Source organism: Tepidicaulis marinus, assembly GCF_000739695.1.
GTDB classification, from domain to species: Bacteria; Pseudomonadota; Alphaproteobacteria; order Parvibaculales; family Parvibaculaceae; genus Tepidicaulis; species Tepidicaulis marinus.
Genome location: NZ_BBIO01000015.1, coordinates 1 through 18550, shown reverse-complemented (window position 1 = coordinate 18550; position 18550 = coordinate 1). Strand labels below are relative to the sequence as shown.

The 18550-nt window shown below is 61.6% G+C and carries 19 protein-coding genes; 11 read left to right on the top strand and 8 right to left on the bottom strand.

Going from position 1 to position 18550, the window contains the following annotated elements; all coding sequences use genetic code 11:
• The first annotated feature begins 67 nt into the window (after window positions 1-67).
• A complete protein-coding gene (locus M2A_RS13065) occupies window positions 68-1474 on the top strand; it encodes a serine hydrolase domain-containing protein (protein WP_045448375.1) in 1407 nt (468 codons plus the stop codon).
• Window positions 1475-1494: 20 nt separating this feature from the next.
• Entirely contained in the window at window positions 1495-2928 is a 1434-nt protein-coding gene (locus M2A_RS13060; RefSeq protein WP_045448373.1) for an FAD-binding oxidoreductase, read from the top strand.
• Here M2A_RS13060 and M2A_RS13055 read toward each other — a convergent pair.
• Together M2A_RS13055 and M2A_RS13050 are read right to left on the bottom strand one after the other, a co-directional pair.
• The gene (locus M2A_RS13055) at window positions 2925-4403 is read right to left on the bottom strand and encodes a hemolysin family protein (protein WP_052379477.1); all 1479 of its coding nucleotides are present in this window, start codon (window positions 4401-4403) and stop codon (window positions 2925-2927) included. The genes M2A_RS13060 and M2A_RS13055 overlap by 4 nt on opposite strands.
• A gap of 224 nt (window positions 4404-4627) precedes the next feature.
• Window positions 4628-5380 (bottom strand): SOS response-associated peptidase, encoded by a 753-nt coding sequence (locus tag M2A_RS13050; protein WP_052379476.1) that lies wholly within the window; start codon window positions 5378-5380, stop codon window positions 4628-4630.
• A 108-nt stretch (window positions 5381-5488) separates the two neighbouring features.
• Here M2A_RS13050 and M2A_RS13045 point away from each other — a divergent pair, with 108 nt between their 5' ends.
• From M2A_RS13045 to M2A_RS18390, 7 genes are all read left to right on the top strand, one after another.
• Complete coding sequence (locus M2A_RS13045; protein ID WP_045448371.1) at window positions 5489-6004, top strand: Fur family transcriptional regulator; 516 nt, start codon at window positions 5489-5491, stop codon at window positions 6002-6004.
• A 19-nt stretch (window positions 6005-6023) separates the two neighbouring features.
• Window positions 6024-6470, top strand: coding sequence for a hypothetical protein (locus M2A_RS13040; protein ID WP_045448369.1), 447 nt, complete (start codon window positions 6024-6026; stop codon window positions 6468-6470).
• Between the two features lie 95 nt (window positions 6471-6565).
• A complete protein-coding gene (locus M2A_RS13035) occupies window positions 6566-7147 on the top strand; it encodes a hypothetical protein (protein ID WP_197052933.1) in 582 nt (193 codons plus the stop codon).
• 155 nt (window positions 7148-7302) lie between these two features.
• Window positions 7303-8085, top strand: coding sequence for an SDR family NAD(P)-dependent oxidoreductase (locus M2A_RS13030; RefSeq protein WP_045448367.1), 783 nt, complete (start codon window positions 7303-7305; stop codon window positions 8083-8085).
• Window positions 8086-8154: 69 nt separating this feature from the next.
• Window positions 8155-8625, top strand: a complete 471-nt coding sequence (locus M2A_RS17505) for a MarR family winged helix-turn-helix transcriptional regulator (RefSeq protein ID WP_052379475.1) — start codon at window positions 8155-8157, stop codon at window positions 8623-8625.
• Between the two features lie 101 nt (window positions 8626-8726).
• Window positions 8727-9182, top strand: coding sequence for a TIGR02301 family protein (locus M2A_RS17500; RefSeq protein ID WP_081875617.1), 456 nt, complete (start codon window positions 8727-8729; stop codon window positions 9180-9182).
• 226 nt (window positions 9183-9408) lie between these two features.
• Entirely contained in the window at window positions 9409-9723 is a 315-nt protein-coding gene (locus tag M2A_RS18390) for a hypothetical protein (RefSeq protein WP_244444455.1), read from the top strand.
• A 77-nt stretch (window positions 9724-9800) separates the two neighbouring features.
• Here M2A_RS18390 and M2A_RS13010 read toward each other — a convergent pair whose 3' ends face one another.
• From M2A_RS13010 to acuI, 4 genes are read right to left on the bottom strand one after another with little or no spacing between them, the layout of a single operon-like run.
• The gene (locus tag M2A_RS13010) at window positions 9801-11345 is read right to left on the bottom strand and encodes an acetolactate synthase large subunit (protein WP_045448365.1); all 1545 of its coding nucleotides are present in this window, start codon (window positions 11343-11345) and stop codon (window positions 9801-9803) included.
• A gap of 31 nt (window positions 11346-11376) precedes the next feature.
• Window positions 11377-12018, bottom strand: coding sequence for a LysE family translocator (locus tag M2A_RS13005; RefSeq protein ID WP_045448363.1), 642 nt, complete (start codon window positions 12016-12018; stop codon window positions 11377-11379).
• Window positions 12019-12073: 55 nt separating this feature from the next.
• Entirely contained in the window at window positions 12074-13924 is a 1851-nt protein-coding gene (locus M2A_RS13000; RefSeq protein ID WP_045448361.1) for an AMP-binding protein, read from the bottom strand.
• 42 nt (window positions 13925-13966) lie between these two features.
• Window positions 13967-14959 (bottom strand): acrylyl-CoA reductase (NADPH), encoded by a 993-nt coding sequence (acuI, locus tag M2A_RS12995; RefSeq protein WP_045448481.1) that lies wholly within the window; start codon window positions 14957-14959, stop codon window positions 13967-13969.
• A 223-nt stretch (window positions 14960-15182) separates the two neighbouring features.
• Between acuI and M2A_RS12990 the strand changes: the two genes are divergently transcribed.
• The gene (locus M2A_RS12990; RefSeq protein ID WP_045448359.1) at window positions 15183-15623 is read left to right on the top strand and encodes a VOC family protein; all 441 of its coding nucleotides are present in this window, start codon (window positions 15183-15185) and stop codon (window positions 15621-15623) included.
• Window positions 15624-15744: 121 nt separating this feature from the next.
• Here the strand turns inward: M2A_RS12990 and M2A_RS12985 are convergent, their stop codons facing one another.
• Together M2A_RS12985 and M2A_RS12980 are read right to left on the bottom strand one after the other, a co-directional pair.
• Complete coding sequence (locus M2A_RS12985; RefSeq protein ID WP_045448358.1) at window positions 15745-17079, bottom strand: dihydroorotase; 1335 nt, start codon at window positions 17077-17079, stop codon at window positions 15745-15747.
• On the bottom strand, window positions 17076-18038 hold the full coding sequence (locus tag M2A_RS12980) for a glycosyltransferase family 9 protein (protein WP_045448356.1): 963 nt from the start codon (window positions 18036-18038) through the stop codon (window positions 17076-17078). The genes M2A_RS12985 and M2A_RS12980 overlap by 4 nt, the downstream gene beginning before the upstream one ends.
• Before the next feature lie 147 nt (window positions 18039-18185).
• Here M2A_RS12980 and M2A_RS18205 point away from each other — a divergent pair.
• On the top strand, window positions 18186-18550 hold a 365-nt coding region (locus tag M2A_RS18205), incomplete at its 3' end, for a YgfZ/GcvT domain-containing protein (RefSeq protein WP_045448354.1).

Below are 18550 nucleotides of genomic sequence, written 5' to 3'. Positions count from 1 at the left end.
CGCGCGGCCTGCTAGGATCAACTGCCTGCGATTCAGGCAAAGAGCTTGGCGAAAAAGAGAGATCGGCGTGTCCCAGTCCCGCTCCCCGGCAAAAGCATCCGCAAATCCGGCGCTCACCGGGCGGCTTGAAGAGCTGATCCGGCGCTACGGCGTGCCCGGCGCCTCGCTCGCGGTCTTTTCGGATGGCGCGCTTGAAGAGGCGGCCGCCGGCGTCCTCAATCTGGAAACGCAGGTGCCGGTAACGCCGGAGGCGCTCTTTCAAGTGGGCTCCATCACCAAGCTTTATACGGCAACCCTTGCCATGCAGCTTGTGGAAGAAGGCCGCCTTTCCCTCGATCTGCCGGTGCGCACATACCTGCCGGATTTCAAGGTGAAGGACGAAGAGACGAGCGCCCATGTCACGCTCCGCCATCTTCTTTCTCATACAAGCGGCATCGAAGGCGATCTTTTTAAAAATGCCGGGCGCGGCGAAGACCGGATCGAAAAATTCGTAGCGCTGCTCGAAACCCAGGAAAACGTGCATCCGCTGGGAGAGATGTTTTCCTATTCCAATGTCGGCTTTGTCATTGCAGGCCGGTTGATCGAAGCGGCGAGCGGGCTTTACTGGGATAAAGCGATGCGCACGCGGCTCATCAAGCCGCTCGGCACGTCCGCCTTTTCCACGCTGCCGGAACAGGCAATGCGCTATCTCACCGCTATCGGCCATATCGGTTCACCGGAAAAAGGTCTCGCCGTCACGCCTGTCGCTTTTCTTGCGCAGTCGAACGGCCCCGCCGGGGCAACGCCCATGGCGCGGGCGCGCGATGTCATCGAGTTTGCCCGCCTTCACATGCCCAGTGAAACGGCGCCCGGCATAGCGGCGAACGGCGCGCGGATTTTAAGCGACGAAAGCGCCCTTGCCATGCGCGCGGAGAATGTCCGCCTGCCGGCAGGCATGGAGATCGATGCTCTCGGCCTCGGCTTTATGATGTGGCGGGGGGCGGATGGGGCCTATGAGATTTTCGGTCATGACGGCTCGACCATCGGCCAGGCGGCCTGGCTCAGGTTCCATCCTGCCTCCGGCACGGCCATTGCGCTTTTGACGAATGGCGGAGACGGCAAGGGCCTTTATCACGAGCTTTTCCCCGCGCTGTTCGAGGAGCTTGCGGGCGTCAAACTGCCGGAAAAAGATGTGGGACCGGTGCCGGAGAAAATCGATGCGGCCCGCTATGAGGGCACCTATGCCTGCGGGCTCGGCGAGATGAAGGTGCGCGCCAAAAATGGCGGGCTTATCTGCAAACGCTTACCCTCCGCCGATTATGCACTGGTGCAGCCGCCGCTCGACATTCCGCTTGAAGCGGCGGGGCCCGATTTCTTTTTGGGGCGCGATCCTGGCCGCACCCTTGCCGCGGGCTACCATTTTCTGGGAGAAGACGGGAGCGGGCGCGCGCAATATCTTCATACCGGCGTGCGCGCCTATCGCCGCACCGCGTAACGAAAGCCATGAAAAGCGCCATGAGCGATGACACTTTGATAGACCGGCTAAAAGAGATTGTGGGCGCGCCCCATGTCGTCACCGACCCGTTCGAGATGGCGCCTTATCTTAGCGAGCGGCGCGGACTTTACGAAGGAAAAGCGGCTGCCATCGTCAAACCGGCAAGCACGGAAGAGGTTTCGCGCCTTCTCACCCTTGCCCATGAAACGAAAACACCGGTCATTCCCATGGGCGGCAATACCGGGCTTGTGGGCGGGCAAATCACGGACAATGCGCGCAGCATTATTCTTGCCCTTGAGCGCATGAAAAAAATCCGCGCTATCGATGCGGAAAACAATACGATGACAGTGGAAGCGGGCGTCACGCTCGCCGCCATTCAGGAAGCGGCGGAAAAAGAAGACCGTCTCTTTCCTCTTTCGCTCGCCTCGGAAGGCAGCTGCCAAATCGGCGGCAATCTTTCCACCAATGCGGGCGGCACGGCGGTGCTGCGCTACGGCAATGCGCGCGATCTCGTGCTCGGGCTCGAAGTCGTGCTGGCGGACGGGCGCATCTGGAACGGGCTGCGGGGCCTGCGCAAAGACAATACGGGTTACGATCTCAAGCAGCTTTTTCTCGGCGCGGAAGGCACGCTCGGCATTATCACCGCCGCCGTTTTGAAACTTTTCCCGCGCCCGAGCGCAAAGGCCGTTGGTTTTGCCGCCGTGCCGGAGCTTGCCAAAACCGTATCGCTCTTGCATTTCATCGAGGCGCGCACCGGCGGGCTTGTCAGCTCCTTCGAGCTCGTGCCGCGCATCGGCATCGACTTCGTGACGAAACATATGGAAGGGACACGCGATCCTTTAAGCGCGCCCTCGCCCTGGTATGTGCTGATCGAGCTTTCTTCCGGCGGCACGGCAGAGACCCTTCAAGCGCTGTTGACCGAGACGCTAGGCGCTGCGATGGAAGAAGGCCTTGCCCGGGACGGCACGATTGCCCAGTCGGATGCGCAGGCCGCTGCTCTCTGGGCACTGCGGGAAAATCTTTCCGATGTGCAGCGGGAGGAAGGTGGCAGCATCAAGCACGATATTTCCGTGCCCGTCTCCCAAATGCCGCTCTTCATCGAGCGCGCGCTTGAGGCCGTCACAAAAGAAATGCCGGGCATCCGCCCCGTCCCCTTCGGCCATATCGGCGACGGCAATGTGCATTTCAATTTGAGCCAGCCGCCGGGCATGGACAAGGACGCGTTCTTGAAAGAATGGGACCGCTTCAACCGCATCGTCCATGCCATCGCGCTCGAGCTTGGCGGCTCGATCAGCGCCGAGCACGGCATCGGGCAATTGAAGCGCGATGAGCTGGCAGAGATCAAATCACCGGTGGAAATGGAAATGATGCGGGCGGTGAAGCAGGCGCTTGACCCTCAGAACATTCTCAATCCCGGTAAAATACTCACAGCACGGCAAGAAAGCGGCGCTTAATTGCCGCCCGGGTTCTTGCGGAAGGGCACGATCTCGGCTTCCGGTTGCCCGCCCTCTTCAGCGGAAGGTTCCTCATCCGCTTCCGCCTCTTCTTTTCCCGATGCTGCTATCGCTGCTGCGGCAGCTTCGGCCTGGCGGTTGTCGCGGAACGCGCCGATGGGCAGGTTCTGCGCGGGCACGACAAGGATCTTATCGACGCGCGGCCCGTCCATATCCGCCACCTCGAAACGGTAGCCGTTCCAGGCGAAATAATCGCCCTCGCGCGGCAACCGCCCGAACCAGTCGAACATAACGCCCGCAAGCGTGTTCACATCGCTCGATTCGTCGCCCGGCAGTTTTTTCAGCTTCAGGACGCGCTTTGCCTCTTCAGCCGAGACGACACCGTCGATGAGGTAAGAGCCGTCCATGCGTTTGACGACCGCATTGTTTTCATGCGCCGCATGGCCCGAAATATCGCCGACAATGGCGGTGAAAATATCGCGCATCGAAATCGTGCCCACCACCTCGCCATACTCGTCGATGATGAAAGCCATGAACTTGCTTTCCGCCTGCAAAATACTGAGCGCTTTGAGAACGGAAGCGCGGCGCGGAATGTAAAGCGGCGGCGACATGTTGGCGAAAAGCGCCTCATTCGTTCCTTCATCAAAATCGATGAAAAGATCTTCCATGCGCACCATGCCGACGGGCGGGCCGTTCTCGCCCTTGCGCACCCCATAGCGCAATTCCTGATGCTCGCGCACCAGTTCCAGATTCTTTTCGTAAGGCAGTTCCGTATCGAGCCAGATCATGGAGCCGCGCGGCGTCATCATGTCGCCGACGCGCAAATCGCCGAGGCCGAAAACGCGGTTCATAATGTCGCGTTCCACCGTCTCGATGGCGCCGGTGGCGACACCTTCCTCAACGAGATGTTTGATCTCTTCCTCCGTCACGCCCGATGTATCGCGCCCGCTTATGCCATAAAGGCTGAGTACCGCGTCACTCGATTTGGACAGCAGCGTGACGACGGGGGACAGGGCACGGGCAAACACCGTCATGGGCCGGGCTATGGCCGAGGCGATCGCTTCGGGATTGGACAGCGCGATGTGCTTGGGTACCAGTTCGCCAACGATGAGCGAAAGATAAGTGATCGCAACAACCACCAATGCAAAGGCGGCGGGCCCCGCATAATCCCCGATCATGGGGACGTTCGACATGGTGGCCGCCAAAGGTTCGGCCAACGTCGCGCCGCCGAAGGCACCGGCAAAAACACCGATCAAGGTGATGCCCACCTGCACCGCCGACAAAAAGCGCCCGGGTTCGGCATGAAGCTGCAGCGCCGTTTCCACGCCTTGCGTATTGGCGCTGCCCTGCTCGCGCTTGCGCGAGAGGAGCGCCTGCAGACGCTGACGGCGCGAGGAAACGACGGCCATCTCCGACAGGGAGAAGAACCCGTTCAGCACGATCAGCACCAGCAAGACAACGATATCAGCGGCCATCAAGGCTCCATAGGCCGGCCGCCCGTTGAAAATGGCGTGTTGAGGCAGGCCGGAACGCCTCCACTATATCCCAAAAGCTGCAGGCCTGTGGAGTATGAAGCGCGCGGCCCCTGCTTCCTCAAGCCAATTCGGGCATTTTCGCGTGCTTTGGCCCGGCGCATGGCAGCCGGCTAACGAGAATCACGCGCGCGCTTAAAGAATGAACGGCTCCTCACATAAAGCCGTCACAAAAGGTTTAGCTGGCCCGGCCCTCTGTCCGCGTCCACCGGCAGGGTCAGATTTTCATCGTCATTGGCGACCTTGTTGACGCGGGTACTGACAGGATGGAAAGCAAGGGCCGGCGCGCCGGGCTCGTAAAGCAGCTTCACGGCCTCGTCGGGGCGCGTATTTTCCGTGTCGAGCCAGGCGTCCCAGGCGCTTTCATCCAAAATGGCCGGACTGCGCGGATGAATGGGGGCAAGCCTGCCCTTGGCGGCCACGGTCACGATCGCCGCGCTTTCGATCTGCGCGCCGTCCGCGCCCATCCAATCTTCCCAGATCGCGGCCATGGCGAAGGGGCCGCCGCTTTCCCCGCCGCTTTCAAGGTGAATGAAATAAGGCTGCTTGGTGCGTATGTCCCATTCATAAAATCCATCGGCGGGAATGAGCGCGCGCCGGTGGCGGATACCCCCTCTGAAGGAAGGTTTTTCGAGAATCGTTTCGGCCCGCGCATTGATGAGCACGCTATCGGGAAATTTCTTCATCCAGCTTGGCACAAGGCCCCAGCGCATCAGCGAGAAATGCCGCGCCCCGTCCCGCGTGTGCCCCTCGCCCGTGTGAATGACGGGCACGGGCTGGGTGGGGGCGATATTGCGGCGCGGGGGAAAGTTCGGCTGCTCGGCATAGCCGAACAGCTCTTTCATCGCCTGAGGCGGGGTTGTGATGACGAAGCGGCCGCACATGGGCGCAAGATTAGGAGATTCGCCGGCAGCGCGCATCTAAGCACCCGCCGGGCCACGATCCTGTGATGGCGCTTCTGAAAAGCGCCAACCGCGCTTTATGCTATACTGGCAGCCCGCAGGGGGTAGAACAGCAAGGAAGACGTTTTGGCGCCCAAATCCTCGACCGCGAAAAAACCGGCAGCCGCCGCTTTTACCCCGCACGATCATTCCCTTTGCGTGGATGACGCCATGATGCGGGCCCGCACGCTCTGCACCGAGGCCGGGGTGCGCCTGACGCCGCTGCGCGAGGAAGTGCTGCAAATCGTCTGGAGTTCGCACCAGCCCATCGGCGCCTATGACGTGCTGGCCAGCCTCGGCAAGAAGCACGACAATCCGAAACCGCCTACCGTTTACCGGGCCCTCGACTTTCTTCTGGAACAGGGGCTTGTCCACCGCATCGAATCATTGAATGCCTATATCGGCTGCAGCCATCAGGACCTGGGCGGCATGGGTGCCCATAACAGCCAATTCCTGATCTGCCGGTCCTGCGGCAACGCGAAAGAGATCGCGGACCCGGCCATCGGCGAGGCACTGCAAAAAGTGGCGGCGGCGGAAGGGTTCAAACAGGAAAAGCGCGTCATCGAGATTACCGGCCTGTGCCGGGACTGCGCAGCAAGCTAGCGGAAGCGGATTTCACGGCATGCGTAAAAACGATTATGGCCGCTCGGCCTTCCGGCGGGCGATGTTTCCCGCCCTCGCCCTTTTCCTCCTGACGCCTGAAACGAAGGCCGCCGAGATCGGCGCCCGCAACGGCCCCTTCGTGCTGACGGATAAAAACCTCAGCGATCTCATTGTTAACGGTTATGAGATCCGCACCGCCCTCGGCAACAGTCTGCTCGTTCAAAAAGGCACATCGGTTTTCTCCTGTTCCTTTGCCACGGATGCCGAAAAACTCTCTTTCAAGCCCTATTTCCAATGCGCCGAGCTGCGCGAGGAAGGCAGGCTGGGCGCAGAAATCAGCCAAAATATCCCACCCGGCACCTCTTCACCGGCCGCCGGGCAGGATGCCGCGCCCGCGCCCGGCCTTGCCCCCGTCACAGCCGCTGAAACGGTTATTTCCTGTATTTCTCAGCGAAATGATTGTTAACCACTGACCGCTAGTCTCGGCGCGAGGAAGCACGCGCCGGCACCGGCCGGCCGCGGGCTATGAGGAGGCATGCTCAAAACGGGGGCCCGCGCGTCTTGACCGGCACAGACAAACAGACCGCCAGCACCGCACAGCCGGATTCCGCCCGCCCCATTGGCGGGATCGGCTATCCGCGCACGCTCGGCAAAGTCGCGCGCGGCAAGAACATTCACGAAGACACTCTTCTGGCTACGGACTACCTCAATCATTTCAACGAAATCGTCATGCTGCTCGACATGGTCGCGGATATTCCCGAATGCATGGAAGATGCGCGTGAGTGGCGGCCGAAAAGCTATGCAGACCATTTCCGTGATTCCTGCTTTCAGGACAAGGAACTGGCGATCCTGGCCTACGAAAACGCGCCTATACGCTACCGCCTGCCTTTCGATCACCTCGTCACGCAGATGGACGCGACGGCACTTGCCGGTCTGAAAGCCATCGAAGCGGCGATCGCGGCGGGCGATGAGGTGCGCACCAAGAGCACGGTCTCCGCGGTGACGGGGCAGCTTCGCCAATATATCGACCTGACCAGCGCCATCATCAACGGCCATAACATGACCTGCGAGCAGGATGAGATCGACGCGCTGCTCGCCAGCGAAGATGTGGACGATCTGGCCGCCCTCCTGAAATCCTCCTGAGCTTCATACCCTCACGGCACAAGGGCCCGCTGCCCCTGCGGAAGGGGCATTTGCGCCGGTTAATCCCGCCTTCCTTGCTGGCAAGCGCCCTTGCAGTGCTATAGTCCTGCCTTCAGAACTGCCATGAAAACAAGAAGCCAATCAGGGAGGCTCTCATGACCTACAAACCTTTCGATCTGACCGGCAAGGTCGCGCTCGTCACCGGCGGCAACCGGGGCATCGGGCTCGGTATGGCCGAAGCGCTGGCTCAGTCTGGCGCCGATGTGGCCATCTGGGGCACCAATGAAGAGCGCAATGCGGACGCGGTGAAAAAACTGGAAGCGCACGGCGTGCGCGCCTATGGCCGCAAAGTGAATGTGGCGAACGAGCAGGAAGTCGTCGACGGCATGCTGGAAACCGTTGCCGCCATGGGCCGCATCGATTCCATCTTCGCGAACGCCGGCATCGGCTACGGTGCGCCCTCCTTCACCGAAATGTCCACGGAAGTTTACCGCAAGGTGCTCTCGGTCAATCTCGACGGGGTTTTCTGGACGCTGCGCGAGGGCACGCGCCACATGGTCGAGCGGGCCAAGAACGGCGATCCGGGCGGATCGCTGGTCGGCATTGCCAGCCTTGCCGCCATTGAAGGGGCAGCCCGCAATCAAGCCTATGCGGCCACGAAAGGCGCGGTCATTTCCATGATCCGCTCGACAGCAGTGGAATTTGCCCGTCACGGCATCCGCGCCAACGCCATTCTGCCCGGCTGGATCGCAACGGACATGACCTCGCAGGCGCAGGCCGCCCCCGCCTTTGCCGAAAAGGTCATCCCCCGCGTGCCGATCCGCCGCTGGGGCGAGCCGGAAGATTTCGGCGGCATGGCCGTCTATCTCGCCTCCGATGCCTCAGCCTATCACACCGGCACGACGCTGATCATCGACGGCGGCTATTCGATTTTCTAACAAACACGCGGGGACCGGCAGCACCGGTTCCCGCTTTCCTCACCGCAGGCTTTCTTCAAGGCGGGGCCGATGGCAGACCAGATCGACAGACGCCTCATCCTCGCGGCCCGGGCCGTGGTTTTTCTCTTTCGCGAATTCGAGCAGCTTGCGCGCAGGCACGACATCACCGTGCCGCAATACCGTTTTCTGATGTTTTTGAAACGCGGGCCGAAACGGGCGGGCGAGCTGGCCGTCGAAGCCTCGATCCGCAAACCCACCGCCTCCGCGCTCATTGCCGATATGGAGCGGCGCGGCCTCATCATGCGCGAGAAAGACGCCGACGATGCCCGCAGCGTCAAACTGCGCCTGACCGAAAGCGGCCTGGCCAAGCACCGCGAATTCGAGCTGGAACTCGCCCGTTTCCTGCCCACCCTTCTTTACGAGGGGGATATGGAAAAAATACTCGATGCGCTCTCCGAGCTTGCCTATCTCCTCGATACGCGCCGCTATGAGGCCTCGCCGCATCTGGCCGACGAAATGGCCGCGCCGCAGGATAACTGACCGGGCCTCATCTCACAGCCTGCCTCTGGCCCCGTTTCTGCATCACCTGCTTCACGAAGCTTTGAGAATTCGCAAAACGGAAAGGATGCCCGTTTCCTGCCATGCCCTGCGCCCGAACCCTGTCCCATTGCGGCTCCAATGGCCGCTCACCGGCCCGTGTGTTCTGTGTCTTTTTGACACAGGCGCTTGTTGCCTGCGCCCTTCTCGGCGCTACGCCGGCCGCCTATGCCCAAACGGGAGGCAAGTCCGGCAGGGCGGCGGCTTATTGGGCAGATGTGCTGCGCGTCGCGGAGATTCTGGGCTCCGTTCATTATATGCGCGACCTCTGTGATGGCAGCGAAGGCCAGGTTTGGCGCGAAAAAATGCGCGAACTCCTGAAAGCCACCGAGCCGGATGAACAGACCCGCGAGTTGCTGGTCGGCCATTTCAATAGCGCTTATCACAAGGCTCGGATCGCCCATGGGCGCTGCTCGGGCAAGACGGTGACGGAAATCAACCGGCTTCTGGACGAGGGAGCAAAGCTCTCCGCCCGCCTCTCCGCCATCTCCCGGCCTTAACCATAACCGGGCGGCCTCAAACGGATTTTCACTTGCCGCCCCTTGCACACCGCCGGGTGAGAGGTTAACCGTCTCCTATCTTTCATCGCGCAAGTCCAAAATTTTGTGTTACAACAAAACAAAGCTGCAAGCCTTGCCGGTCCCTTTTCGATCCCGGCAGCGTTTGTGTCATACGGAGGGTGCGGCCCGTCCGACTTGCAAACTGGAAAAATGAGCACCCGTTTTAATGTCTAAGACCCGACCCACGCGCGTAAGCCTTCTGTCCGATCTGGACGACGCGGATTTTGAAACCGAAGCGGCTGACGCGCTCTTTCCGAGCGAAGACGAGCAACGCCAGCTGGCGCTCGACCTTTTGCTCGATGCCTGGGAAGAAGCGCTGCAGGCCGGCGCTTCCGCCGACATCGTGGCAAGTGCCGCGCTTTACGCCGCTTTCAGCGACATGGTCGATGTGCTGGGCGAAGATAATGTCGCCGACATGGCCGAGAATCTGGCAGACCGGATCCGCCACGGCGAATTCACGCTTCAGCGCACCCATCACTAAGCCGGGCGGTATCCGCCCAAATGAAAAGCGCCCCGGCAAAGGCCAGGGCGCTCTTTTCTTTTGCGGCGATGCCTGGCTCAGACCACCGCTTCGATGAGATGCGGGCCTTTCGTGCGCATGCAGCGGGAAAACTGGTCGGCGAATTCTTCCGCCGTTTCCGCGCGCATCGCCTCGACGCCCATGCCTTGGGCGAGCTTCACCCAATCAAGCTCGGGATTATGCAGATCGAGCATGGAAAGCGCTTTGGGGCCCGGATTTTCCGCACCCACCCGCATCAGTTCCACATTGAGGATCGCATAGGAGCGGTTGGCGAAGATCACCGTCGTCACATCGAGCCCTTCGCGCGCCTGGCTCCACAGCGTCTGCAATGTGTACATCGCCCCGCCATCCCCGTGCAGGCACACAACCTTGCGGTCCGGGCAGGCAACCGCCGCGCCTGTGGCCACCGGCAGACCCTGGCCAATGGAGCCCCCGGTCAGCGAGAGGTGATCGTGCGGGGCGGCATTGGCGGTATAGATCGCCGGGCCGATGCCCGAGGTGGCCGCTTCATCCGAAACGATCGCGCCTTCGGGAAGATAGTGGCCGATGATCTGGCCCGCCGTGAAGCTGTCGAGATTACCCGTGGGCAGCTCCGGCTTTTCGAGCGGAGCGACATGGGCAGGCTCTTTCGGCGCGCCGATGGCTTCGGCAAGCGCGGCAAGCGCGCCTACCCCATCTTCATGCGCATGGGCGAGCATGAGAATGTCGCAGCCTTCCGGCGTCAGCCAGCTTGCCTTGCCGGGATAAGCAAAGAAGGAGACCGGCGGCTTCGAGCCGACAATGATCATCTGCTCGGTACCGGCGAGGTTTTCCTCGATCTGTTCGGCAAAATAGGGAAGCCGTTCAATGGCAACCCGCCCCGCCCCGCGCTGGATACGGGGAGTGAATGTGTCACACAAAAGCCGCGCGCCGGATTTCGCCGCGATGCGGCCTGCCGCATGCAGCCCCTCCTCCTTCAGCGCTTCGCCGCGGATGAGGATGACCGTTTTCTTGCCATTCTTGAGCGCGCCGGCCGCCCGCGCCACGGCTTTCTCACCGGCAGGCACGGGACCTGCCACGGGCAAGGCAGGCGCCGGACCGTCCGCCTCGAGCCAGGCGGTATCGGCCGGCAAAATAAGCGTCGCCACCTGTCCCGGCGCCTGACGGGCCGCTGCAACCGCGCGGGCGGCGTCGGCGGCGACATATTTGGGATGGCTTGATGAATGCACCCAGCCTGAAACGGGCGCGGCAAAGCCCTTAATGTCCGAGGACAGCGGGGCGTCATATTGCGCGTGATAGGTCGCATGATCGCCCACGATATTCACGAGCGGCGTCGAGGCGCGGCGGGCATTGTGAAGATTGGCAAGCCCGTTGGCGAGCCCGGGGCCGAGGTGAAGCAGCGTTGCCGCCGGCTTTTCCGCCATCCGGCCGTAACCGTCGGCAGCGCCCGTCACCGCACCTTCGAAAAGGCCGAGAATGGCGCGCATGCCGGGCACCTTGTCCAGCGCCGCGACGAAATGCATTTCCGAGGTACCGGGATTGGTGAAGCAAACCTCCACCCCAGAATCCACCAGCGTCTGTACCAGACTTTCCGCACCGTTCATTCGTTCCGCTCCCTCGTTTTCTTGCGGCTCTTCACAGGAACCGTTCCCATAATACACGCCCGCTCACGCCGAGGCCGAACAGAATAATCAGCCCGGCGGAGACGTGATTGATGATTTCCAGCATCCGGTCGCTCATCCGGTTGCGGAAGAAGCCGACAAATCCGGTCAAAAGAGCCCACCAAAGCGCCGATCCCGCAACGACCGAGGCCACCAGCAAGAGCGCGCGGCCATAATCCTCGCTGCCCACGGTAAAGCCTGCAATGCCCCCGAAAATCGCCATGAAACCCAGCATGGTGGCCGGGTTCGTGATGGTCAGGAAAAATGTCGTACCGATGACAGGCAGAAGATCGCCCAAAGCATTTTCCGGCAGGCTGTCATCGAGATGCGGATGCGCCAGCCAAGTGCGAATGCCGAGCCCGATCAAAAAAAGCCCGCCAAGCACCTGCAACCAGAAAGAATGAGTCTTCACGAAAGCAATCGCCGCCGTCACACCGAAAGCGGCAATGGTCGCAAATACACCGTCGCCTAGCGCCGCGCCGGAACCGGAGGCAAACCCATTCACCGCCCCATATTTCAGCGTCCGGCGGATGCAGATGAGATTGACCGGGCCGATGGGGGCGGCAACCGCCACGCCGACCAGAATACCGCTCACCAGGAGCGTCAGATATTCCATGCCCGGTCTCTTCCTCTTGCCTTACATCCGCCCCTCAGGCGCACCCTGCCCGGCGTTACTTACCGACAACCACCACGTCGTTGCCGGGCGGGTCCGCATAGAGTTTTTCGACCAGATCGGCGCGCCGCGCAAGGGCTGTGGACTGGTTGATATAGCCTTTATCCGTGAGCTCGCCCGCATCGATGCTAGGCGGCTCGCTCATCAGCATGGCCCGGCTGACCCGCGTCGAGGAGCCGGGATTCGTGCTGTTATGCTTGGCAAGGCCTGCGCCGAGTTTTTCGAGCACGCCCTGATGGGTGATCAGCTCTTCCGGCGCAAGATTCTCATCGCCCGCGCATTTGCGGCAGGCGGGAATATTGGGGAAACCCAGAATGCCGATATACTCCTTGTCGAGCCCGGTCACGAGCGCGTCCTGCAACAGGCCGCCCGCCGCCTCGATGGCTTGCACGCGCAGGCGCCCCGCGCTTACCCAGGTGCCGGTGGAGAGCTTAAAGTCCTCGGCCACACGCCCGTCGAAGACGAGCCCTTCTTCGGGCCGGTTCTCATCGACGAATTTCGCCGCATCGCCCAACCGGTAGAAGCCTTCCTCGTCGAACGCCTCCGCCGTCTTTTCCGGGTTCTTGTAATAGCCCTTGGTGATGCAATCGCCTTTGACGCGCACTTCGAGCTTGGAGCCGGTGGGTACGAGTTTGAGCTCGATGCCCGGCAGCGGCAGGCCGAGAAGGCCCATGCGCTCGGTCTCCCAATGCACGTTCATGATGGTGGGCGCGGTTTCCGTTGCCCCATAACCGGAGGAAAAGACGATCCGCTCGCCGGTAATGCGCACCGCGACTTCCTGAATGCGGTCGTAAAGGTCCTGGCTGAGCGCCGCCCCGCCATAGGCAAGCGTGCGGATGTTGGAAAAGAAATTGCGCGCCAGATCGTCGTCTTTTTCCAGCTCCGGCACCAGCATGCCGTAGGCGGCAGGCACATTGGAATAGGAGGTGGGCGCAATCTCGCGCAGGTTCTGCAGCGTTTCCTCGAACTGCCCCGGCACGGGCCGGCCGCCATCGATATACATCGTGCCGCCGGAGGTGAGCAGATTGTTCAAAATCGCGTTGCCGCCGAAACAATGGTTCCAAGGCAGCCAGTTGAGCATGACGGGCACGCGGTCCGGCTCTTCATCGACAACGCTCGAGGGCATCACCGCATTGGTGCACATCATGAGCTGCGTGGTGATGACGGCTTTTGGCATGCCGGTGGAACCGGAGGTGAAAAGATATTTCGCGACCATGTCATCGCTGAGCCGCGCATAGCTTTCCTCGACATCGTTTGAGGGGCGCGTTTCAACGAGCGAGGCGAAAGGCGTCCCCGCCTCACCATCGACGCTGACGACTTCCACGCCATCCAAATCGAGCGCGGCCAGCGCTTTTGCGAAAGGTGCAGACTCCTGCACGAAGATGAGCTTCGGCTCGACGAGGTTCACCACATATTTCAGCTTGTCGAAATCGCTGCTGATCAGGCTGTAGGATGGCGAGACGGGCGCCACCGGCACGCCGGCCAGAATGGCGCCGTAAGTTAGAAGCGCATGCTCGAGGGAGTTGGCCGAAAGGATCATCACCGGCTTCGTCTGGTCGAGACCGCGGTCGAGCAGCGCCTGGGCGATTGCGTTTACCTTGGCATTCGCATCCTTATAGGACAGCAGTTCCCAGGGGCCGTACTTCTCCCCCGCCGCAGGCGCTTTGCGTTTGCCGAGCCAGGTTTGATCCGGGCGCTCTTCGGCCCAGCGGCGCAAGGGCTCGATCAGATTTGCCGCGCGCGGCTTCAGCTCATGAGGATTGACCAGAATGATCGAGCCGTCTGCGCGGCGCGTCACTTCCACCCGCCGTTCCAAATATCGCGGATCGCGAAAGGCCGGTTTGTTCATGGCCTCTTCCTCCCAAGGTTCGTTTCTTTGTTGTTGAATGCCTTACGCCTTGACGTCGATTACCATGCGCCCGCGCACCTTGCCGGCCAGAATATCCCCGGCAAGTTTCGGCAGATCGGCAAGCCCGGCCTTCGCCGTCATCGCGTCGAGCTTTTTCAGATCGAGGTCCTTGGCAAGCCGCGACCAGGCTTCCTCGCGTTTGGCTTTCGGCGCCATAACGGAATCGATGCCGATGAGCTTCACCCCGCGCAAGATGAAAGGCATGACGGTGGCGGGCAGGTCCGGTCCTTGCGCCAGACCGCACGCCGTCACCGTGCCGCCATAAGCGGTTTGCGCGAGCACATTGGCGAGCGTGTGGGAACCGACGGCATCCACCGCCGCCGCCCAGCGCTCCTTGCCAAGGGGTTTGCCTTTTTCGGAAAGCTCCGCGCGGTCGATAATCTCCGCCGCGCCGAGGCCTTTCAGATAATCGGCTTCCGCCGCGCGGCCCGTGGAAGCAAGAACCCGGTAGCCGAGTTTGGAGAGAAGCGCGATCGCAACGGAGCCGACGCCGCCGGCCGCGCCCGTCACCAAGACATCGCCGTCACCGGGTTTAACGCCCTGTTTTTCAAGGCCGAGCACGGAGAGCATGGCCGTATACCCGGCGGTGCCGATGGCCATGGCCTGCTCGAGGGAAAGACCCTCCGGCAGTTTCACCAGCCAGTCGCCTTTGACGCGCGCTTTTTCCGCATAGCCGCCATGATGGCCTTCGCCGACGCCCCAGCCATTGAGCACGACTTTATCGCCCGGCTTGAAACCCGGATTGTCCGAGGCGGTCACGGTGCCGGAAAAATCGATGCCCGGAATAAGGGCGGGCTTGCGGATGATGGGCGAGGCGCCGGTCAGCGCCAACCCGTCTTTGAAATTGATCGTGGAAGCAGCAATATCGACGGAGACATCGCCGTCCATCAAATCGGCTTCATTGAAATCCACGATCTCGGATTTTTGCCCGTCATCGGTTTTCGTCACCAGCAGCGCGCGGAACGTCTCGCTCATCAATGCCATCCCTCTAGACTTATATGCTGGGGGTCTTCACGCCCCCGTTTTACGGGGATTCCCCCGCGAATTTGGCCCTCACACGACCCCAAAACGCCGCCACGGTCAAGTCACGCAAAGCGCCTTGCGTTTTGGGTCTTCCCCGCCCCCTGGAATGGCCGGACCTGCCAGGGGCTGTTAGACTATAGGCGGCAGGGGATTCCTCAAACCCGGAGGCATCTTCATGAATGAAACCGAAACTTCAGGAACACGCGCCCTTTTCCGCCCGGCCTTCACCCATATGGCCTTTCATACCGCCGATATCGACAAAACGGCGGCCTTCTACATGCGCTTTTGCGGCATGGAGAATGTGCATGAGCGTGAAAATGACGGCATCCGCGTGATCTGGCTGGCCGAGCCCGGCAAGGAACATGAATTCGTGTTCGTGCTTATTGCGGGCGGCAAGCCCGATCCTCAGCCCGAGCACGATATGAGCCATCTCGGCTTTGCGCTGGAAAGCCGGAAGGCGGTCGATAAGATTGCCGAGAAAGGCAAGGCGCATCTTTTCTGGGAGCCCCGGGACCTTCCCCCGCCGGTGGGCTATTTCTGCGCGCTTAAAGACCCTGACGGACGCGTGGTCGAATTTTCCTACGGCCAGCCGCTCGGCCCGGGCTATGACGGCTGAGGCCGGTTGAACGCCGCAAACACTACACTTTTCCTCTGTCATTGCCCGTAACCAGGAAAGGCCGCCTGGATTACCCGCTTCATGCGGGTAATGACAGTGATAGGTGTTGTCTTGGCCTAACTCACGCGCCCAGCGCTTCGAGGAAGCGCATGGGCTCGCCCGGCGCCGTGCCCAGAATCTCGTCCTCCCACATGACCTTGTGGCCGCGCACGATGGTGCCGATGGGCCAGCCCGTGACGGTCTTGCCGTCGAACGGCGTCCAGCCGGCGCGGCTTTCGATCCACTTATTCTCGATCGTGTGCTTTTTCTTCATATCGACAATGGTGATGTCGGCATCATAGCCGACCGCAAGACGGCCTTTGCCGGCGATGCCGAAAATCCGGTTCGGCCCGTGCGAGGTCAGATCGACGAAACGTTCCAGCGTCAGCCGGCCTGCATTTACGTGATCGAGCATGATCGGCACCAGCGTTTGCACGCCGGGCATGCCGGAGGGCGAATTGGGATAGGTGTGGGCCTTTTCTTCCAGCGTGTGAGGCGCATGGTCGGAGCCGATGACATCGACAATGCCCGCGGCCACGCCCCGCCAGATGCCTTCCCGGTGATGGGCATCGCGTATCGGCGGGTTCATCTGCGCGAGCGTGCCGATTTCGTCATAACAATCGGGCGCCACAAGGGTGAGATGCTGCGGCGTCGTTTCCACCGTCGCAATGTCCTTATGGGCAGCGAGAATGTCCATTTCCTCGGCCGTTGAAATATGCAGGACGTGAATGCGCTTGCCTTCCTCGCGCGCCAGGCGGACGAGGCGCTCGGTGCACTGGATGGCGGCGATATGATCGCGCCAAACCGGATGGGTGTGCACATTGCCGGTTTCGGCAAGCGGGCGTCGCTCGCGCAGGCGGAACTCGTCTTCGGAGTGAAAGGCGGCGCGGCGGGTCAGATTGCGCAGCACCTCACGCACATGATCATCGTCCGGCACGAGCAGATTGCCGGTCGACGAACCCATGAAAACCTTGATGCCGCAGCAGCCCGGCTGGCGCTCCAGCTCCGGAAGCTCTTTGGCGTTTTCCGTCGTTGCGCCCGCATAGAAGGCGAAATCACAATACATGCGGTGGCGGGCGCGTGAGACTTTGTCGGCCAGCGCTTCGGGCGTCGTCGTCGGCGGCTTGGTGTTGGGCATTTCAAAGACGCCCGTCACCCCGCCTTTGACGGCGGCGCGCCCGCCGCATTCCAAATCTTCCTTATGGGCCGCTCCCGGCTCACGCAAATGCACCTGGCTGTCGATGACCCCGGGCAGCACATGCAGGCCCTGCGCGTCGATCACAGCGCCCGCATCCACCGCGCCAAGCTGGCCGATCGCCGCGATCTTCCCATCCTTGACCGCCACATCGCCCGGGCCCTGCCCGTCATGATTGACGATAATTCCGCCGCGGATCACGAGATCGTAGCTTTTGCTCATCGGGGGCCGGCCTTTCCTGTTGTCTTCTCAAGCAATGCAATTGCCGCATCATAGACCGCTTCGACGGTCAAATCGCCCATCGCGCAATCGGGGCTGTTGCGGTCGAAGGCGGGGTCGGCCTCGATTTCCTCCAGGCAGCGCGGCCCGCGAACAAAAGCGGCATGCTCGCCCCAAGGCGCATAGAGATTTTCCTGCGTCGGACCGAAAAGACCCAAGGTCGGGGCGCCCGCCGCCGCTGCCAGATGCATCAGGCCGGAATCATTACCGACATAAAGCGCCGCGCGCTTAAAACAAGCCGCTGCCGTCACAAGGTCCGAGCCCACCTGATCGATCAGCCGCTCTTGCGGGATCGCCTCATAAATCGGGCCGATCTGATCCTGCTCACCGGGCCCGCCTTGAAGCATGATGTCCGCGCCCTCGAGCGGGGCGCCCGGCGCCGTGATCTGCAGCGCAAATTGCGCGTAGCGCTCCGAAGGCCACATTTTCTTCGGCCAGTTAGCCGTCGGGCCGATGACCAGCACCGTGCGCCCGTCCGGAATCAGCTCGGCGGCGCGCGCCTCGGCCTCCTTCGTCAGCCAGACCGTGGGGCATGGCGGCGGATCGAGCCCCAGAACCGAGCCGATATGCGGCACCCGGTGAAGCGAATGATTGGGCCGCAGCACCCGGCGGCGCCAGGTGCGCAGCACATAGGACGTCGCCGAGCCGCGCAGGTCTACCACCATGGACCAACGCTGCGCCCAGACCTCCTTCAGAAGGTCGATCCAATGACCCGAGCGGCGCTTCTTGCGCATCACATGAACATGATCGACCCGGGGATTGGCGCGGAAAAGATCCGCCGGCCCCGGCCCGCAAGCCACGGTGAAGCGCGCACCGGGATACTGCGCCATCAAATGAGCCAGCACGCCGGTGGTCAGAACCGCATCGCCCAAGTAACTCGAGCTGATAAAGAGTATACGCATCGACTTCTTTCACCCCCAGAAGCTCACCGGTTATACGAAGTCGCAGAACATGTGCCAAGCGCTGCGATAGCACTCACAATCCGGTCACCCCGTTGCGCCCGGGCGCAAGGGAGCCTAAATCTGAAGGCCAACGGAAAGGTGACACTTATGGCTTCTCGTGCCTGCCTCTTGCCGGAGCGCGGTATTCTGCGGATATCCGGACCGGATGCCCATTCCTTCCTGCAAGGGCTTTTGACGCAGAACATGGATATCGTGGGCGAAGACCGCGCTATCTACACCTTGCTGCAAACGCCGCAGGGCAAGTTTCTCTTCGATCTGTTCCTGATCAAGGACGGGGACGGCTATCTGGCCGACTGCGAAGCGGCCCGCGCCAAGGAGATTCTCAAACGCCTCTTCTTCTACAAACTGCGCGCCAAAGTGGAGCTTGCGGATCAAAGCGGGAACGACGCCGTGGCCGTGCTGCTGGACGAAGGCCACGAAGGCACGCCCGGCGCGGCCGAAGACGGGCTCTG

Bases quoted from the DNA above. Each gene is read 5' to 3' on its own strand.
- M2A_RS17500 (WP_081875617.1), top strand. From the start codon at position 8,727: ATGCCCTGCGCCCGAACCCTGTCCCATTGCGGCTCCAATGGCCGCTCA.
- M2A_RS13005 (WP_045448363.1), bottom strand. From the start codon at position 12,018: ATGGAATATCTGACGCTCCTGGTGAGCGGTATTCTGGTCGGCGTGGCG.
- M2A_RS13040 (WP_045448369.1), top strand. From the start codon at position 6,024: ATGCGTAAAAACGATTATGGCCGCTCGGCCTTCCGGCGGGCGATGTTT.
- M2A_RS13055 (WP_052379477.1), bottom strand. From the start codon at position 4,403: ATGGCCGCTGATATCGTTGTCTTGCTGGTGCTGATCGTGCTGAACGGG.
- M2A_RS12980 (WP_045448356.1), bottom strand. From the start codon at position 18,038: ATGCGTATACTCTTTATCAGCTCGAGTTACTTGGGCGATGCGGTTCTG.
- M2A_RS13050 (WP_052379476.1), bottom strand. From the start codon at position 5,380: ATGCGCGCTGCCGGCGAATCTCCTAATCTTGCGCCCATGTGCGGCCGC.
- M2A_RS12990 (WP_045448359.1), top strand. From the start codon at position 15,183: ATGAATGAAACCGAAACTTCAGGAACACGCGCCCTTTTCCGCCCGGCC.
- M2A_RS13000 (WP_045448361.1), bottom strand. From the start codon at position 13,924: ATGAACAAACCGGCCTTTCGCGATCCGCGATATTTGGAACGGCGGGTG.
- M2A_RS17505 (WP_052379475.1), top strand. From the start codon at position 8,155: ATGGCAGACCAGATCGACAGACGCCTCATCCTCGCGGCCCGGGCCGTG.
- M2A_RS18390 (WP_244444455.1), top strand. From the start codon at position 9,409: ATGTCTAAGACCCGACCCACGCGCGTAAGCCTTCTGTCCGATCTGGAC.
- acuI (WP_045448481.1), bottom strand. From the start codon at position 14,959: ATGAGCGAGACGTTCCGCGCGCTGCTGGTGACGAAAACCGATGACGGG.
- M2A_RS12985 (WP_045448358.1), bottom strand. From the start codon at position 17,079: ATGAGCAAAAGCTACGATCTCGTGATCCGCGGCGGAATTATCGTCAAT.
- M2A_RS13060 (WP_045448373.1), top strand. From the start codon at position 1,495: ATGAGCGATGACACTTTGATAGACCGGCTAAAAGAGATTGTGGGCGCG.
- M2A_RS13030 (WP_045448367.1), top strand. From the start codon at position 7,303: ATGACCTACAAACCTTTCGATCTGACCGGCAAGGTCGCGCTCGTCACC.
- M2A_RS13010 (WP_045448365.1), bottom strand. From the start codon at position 11,345: ATGAACGGTGCGGAAAGTCTGGTACAGACGCTGGTGGATTCTGGGGTG.